At 66.2% G+C, this 3,731-nt stretch carries 3 protein-coding genes; all 3 read left to right on the forward strand.

Translation table 11 applies throughout. From position 1 onward, the window contains the following. Positions 1-144 precede the first annotated feature (144 nt). Positions 145-1,128, forward strand: a complete 984-nt coding sequence (locus Q8R73_RS24730; RefSeq protein WP_305722167.1) for a LysR family transcriptional regulator — start codon at positions 145-147, stop codon at positions 1,126-1,128. Continuing rightward, complete coding sequence (locus Q8R73_RS24735) at positions 1,125-1,919, forward strand: hypothetical protein (RefSeq protein ID WP_305722168.1); 795 nt, start codon at positions 1,125-1,127, stop codon at positions 1,917-1,919. The genes Q8R73_RS24730 and Q8R73_RS24735 overlap by 4 nt, the downstream gene beginning before the upstream one ends. 209 nt (positions 1,920-2,128) lie before the next feature. Further along, the coding region (locus tag Q8R73_RS24740) for an AMP-binding protein (RefSeq protein ID WP_305722169.1) at positions 2,129-3,731 on the forward strand (1,603 nt) is incomplete at its 3' end.

Consider the following 3,731-nt stretch of genomic DNA (forward strand, 5'->3'; position numbering starts at 1 on the left):
GGCCGGAGCGCGGGGAAACCGATCCAGCGATGACATATCGTCTCCATTGAAAACTGCTTTGAAGAATTCGCCGCTGCGGCGTTGTTCGGAGAGCCGAAATTCGCAATTGGAGCGTGATGAATCCAGTGATATGATTTAACCTACATGCTGAAGAAAAATAACCTGGCTCGCGCCGATCTCAATCTGCTGACGCTGTTCGAGGTGATCCTGCGGGAGCGCCATGTCGGACGCGCGGCGATCCAGCTCAATCTGACCTCGTCGGCGGTGAGTCACGGCCTCGGGCGGTTGCGGCGGATGCTCAACGATCCCCTGTTCCTGCGTACGCCGAAGGGCGTGGTGCCCACCGCGCGCGCGGCGGCATTGGCCGAACCGGTCGCCGAACTGCTGGCGCAGGCACGCAACGTGCTGGCCAGTGCGACGCCGTTCGATCCCGCGACATCGACGCGGCGCTTCGTCATCGGCGCGCCCGACGGCTCGGTGTTCCTGGCGCCCCTGCTGGCGATCCTGCGCGCCCGGGCGCCCGGCATCGATATCGGGTGGCGGCAGCTGCTGCCGCCGCAGGGCGGCCAGTCGGTCGAGCGGGCGTGGACGCCGGTGTTCGCCGAACTGGAAGCGGGGTCGATGGACATCGCGGTCGCGCCGATCGATCGCGCGCCGCCGCGCTTCGTGGTCCGGACCATCTATGACGAGGACTTCGTCGTGGTGGCCCGCGCGCGCCATCCCTTTGCCGCGCGGCCGACGCTGCAGCGCTTCTGCCAGATGCAGCATCTGGTGGTCTCGAAGACCGCCGATCCCCATGGCTTCGTCGACGACGCGCTGGCCGGGCTCGGCCTCGCCCGGCGCGTGGCGTTGACCGTGCCGGATTTTGCCTCGGCGCTTGCGACGGTGGCGGAAACCGACCTGATCGCGGCGATGCCGCGGCGTTTCGTGGCGATGCATGCCGCGCGTTTCGCGGTGGTGAGCAGGGAGGTTCCGCTGCGCTTGCGGGCGTTTACGATCAAGGCCGCCGTGCCCAGGGTGGCGCTGATGGATTCCGGCCTCGCCTGGCTGTTCGACGCGATGGGCGAGGCGGCCCAGGCGCGCGGCGCCGGGACCAAACGCCGCGCGGCGGCTCGCGCTGCGTCATGATCGCGCCGGCGAAGCTTCGAACCCTGCTGATGGCCGCCTTGACGGGTATGCTGGCGGCGAACGCCCCGATGCTTTGGGAGAACGGCCCGGCATTCGCCACCAGCGCCGAGATATCGGCCGACCTGCAGGCAGACCCCGCGCCCTGTGCCGCTGCGGCGGCCGCCGATGACGCCGACAGGATCGTCGCCGTCTGCGGCACGCTCATCGACCATGCGAAGACGACGAAGCCCGATCGCGTCAAGGCGCTGGTCGCGCGCGCCGGCGCCTACGACCGCAAGGACATGCAGGACAGCGCGATCGGCGACTACGACGCGGCGCTGCGGCTCGATCCGACGCTGGCGGATGTCTTCAACTCGCGCGGCGAACTGTGGCGTCGCAAAGGCGACCGGCGCCGCGCGCTCGCCGATTTCGCCGCCGCCATCAAGCTCGATCCCGACCACCCGACGGCGAGAGAAAACCACAAGTCGCTGGCGCGGCAGCTGGAGCGCCTCGGTGCGCTGTTGGCGGTTTACGGCAAGCCGGGCTTCAATTGCGCCACCACCCGGCTCGCGGTGGAAAAGGCGATCTGCGCCAGTCCGGAACTGACCAATCTCGACCGCGAGATCAATGCCGTGAACGCCAAGGTGGTGCGCGAAGCGGCGAAGGGCGGCCCCCGCGCCGGCCGGGCCCTGCAGGGCGAACAGGATGATTTCGTCAGCCGCCGCCATGCCGGCTTCGGCCGGCCGGGATATGATCTCGGCAATGAAATGCGCAAGCGGCTCGACCAACTGCTGGCAGCCGAGAGTCGCTAGTTCGGATCAAGGTTCACCCGGCGCTATCCTGCTGGTGCGATGTTTTCGCCTTGAATTGTCGGGTCATCCCGTGACAATGCGTCGAGGAAAGTCCGCAGGAAAAATCGGCTGAAATTGATCCTGGTCATGGCCGGGCAACAGCATAAGCAAAAAAAGACGTGGTTGCCCGGAACGAACCCGGGCATGACGCAGAGGTGGGAGCGAACGCCATGAACATCCAGAACACCAGCCGCTATCATGAGGTCCACGCCCGCTCGCTGCGGGATCCCGAGGGGTTTTGGGGCGAGGCGGCGCGCGAGATCGACTGGATCGAGCCGGCGAAAAAGGTGTTCGATCCGGCCATGGGGCTTTACGGCCGCTGGTTCGCCGGCGCCATGGTCAACACCTGCTACAACGCGCTCGACCGCCACGTTGCCAATGGCCGTGCCGACCAACTGGCGCTGATCCACGATTCGCCGCTGGCAAATCCTTCCGGACCGAGCGCCGTCACCAAATTCACCTATGCCGAGATGCTGCACGAGGTGAAGACGCTGGCCGCCATCATGCGGGATTTCGGCGTGACGAAGGGTGACCGCGTCATCCTCTATATGCCGATGGTGCCGGAAGCCATGATGGCGATGCTGGCCTGCGCCCGGATCGGCGCCGTGCACAGCGTGGTGTTCGGCGGCTTTGCGGCGAAAGAACTCGCCACCCGGATCGAGGACGCCAAGCCAAAGCTGATCTTCTCGGCAAGCTGCGGGCTCGAGCCCGGCCGCATCGTGCAGTACAAGCCGCTGCTCGACGAGGCGATCAGGCTTTCCAGCGTGAAGCCCGAGACCTGCATCATCCTGCAGCGGCCGCAGCACGGCTGCGATCTGACAGCCGGCCGCGATCACGACTGGGCGGCGTTGCGCGCCAGCGCCATGGCCGAAAAGAAATCCGCCGACTGCGTGCCGGTACTGGCGACCGACCCGCTCTATATTCTCTACACTTCCGGCACCACGGGCAAACCCAAGGGCGTGGTACGCGACAATGGCGGGCACCTGGTCGCGCTGAAATGGTCGATGTTCAACCTCTACGGCGTTGCGCCGGGCGAGGTCTGGTGGTGCGGCTCCGACATCGGCTGGGTGGTCGGTCACAGCTACATCATCTACGGGCCGCTGCTGCATGGCGCGACCTCGATCATGTATGAGGGCAAGCCGATCGGCACGCCGGACGCCGGCGCGTTCTGGCGGGTGATCTCGCAGCATAACGCCGTCGCGTTCTTCACGGCGCCGACCGCGTTCCGCGCCATCAGGAAGGAAGATCCGAACGGCGAGTTCATCCGCAAATACGATCTGTCGAAATTCCGCACGCTGTTTCTTGCCGGCGAGCGCGCCGATCCGCCGACGGTGGAATGGGCCGAGCGGCAGTTGAAAGTGCCGGTGATCGATCACTGGTGGCAGACGGAAACCGGCTGGTGCATCGCCGGCAATCCTGTCGGTCTCGGCGCTTTGCCGGTGAAGCATGGCTCGCCGACGGTGCCGATGCCGGGCTATCAGGTCGATGTGGTCGATGAAGCGGCGAAGCCGCTGCCGCCGAACACCATGGGCTCCATCGTCATCAAGCTGCCGCTGCCGCCCGGCAACCTGCCGACGCTGTGGCAGCAGGACGCGCGCTGCAAGGAAGCCTACTTCAACGAATTCCCCGGCTACTACAAAACCTCCGACGCCGGTTACAAGGACGAGGACGGCTACGTCTTCGTGATGGGCCGCACCGACGACATCATCAACGTCGCCGGCCACCGCCTCTCCACCGGCGGCATGGAAGAGATCCTGGCCGCGCATCCCGACG

It is taken from the genome of Bradyrhizobium sp. (genome assembly GCF_030697065.1).
GTDB lineage: Bacteria > Pseudomonadota > Alphaproteobacteria > Rhizobiales > Xanthobacteraceae > Bradyrhizobium.

Bases quoted from the DNA above. Each gene is read 5' to 3' on its own strand.
- Q8R73_RS24730 (WP_305722167.1), top strand. From the start codon at position 145: ATGCTGAAGAAAAATAACCTGGCTCGCGCCGATCTCAATCTGCTGACG.
- Q8R73_RS24735 (WP_305722168.1), top strand. From the start codon at position 1,125: ATGATCGCGCCGGCGAAGCTTCGAACCCTGCTGATGGCCGCCTTGACG.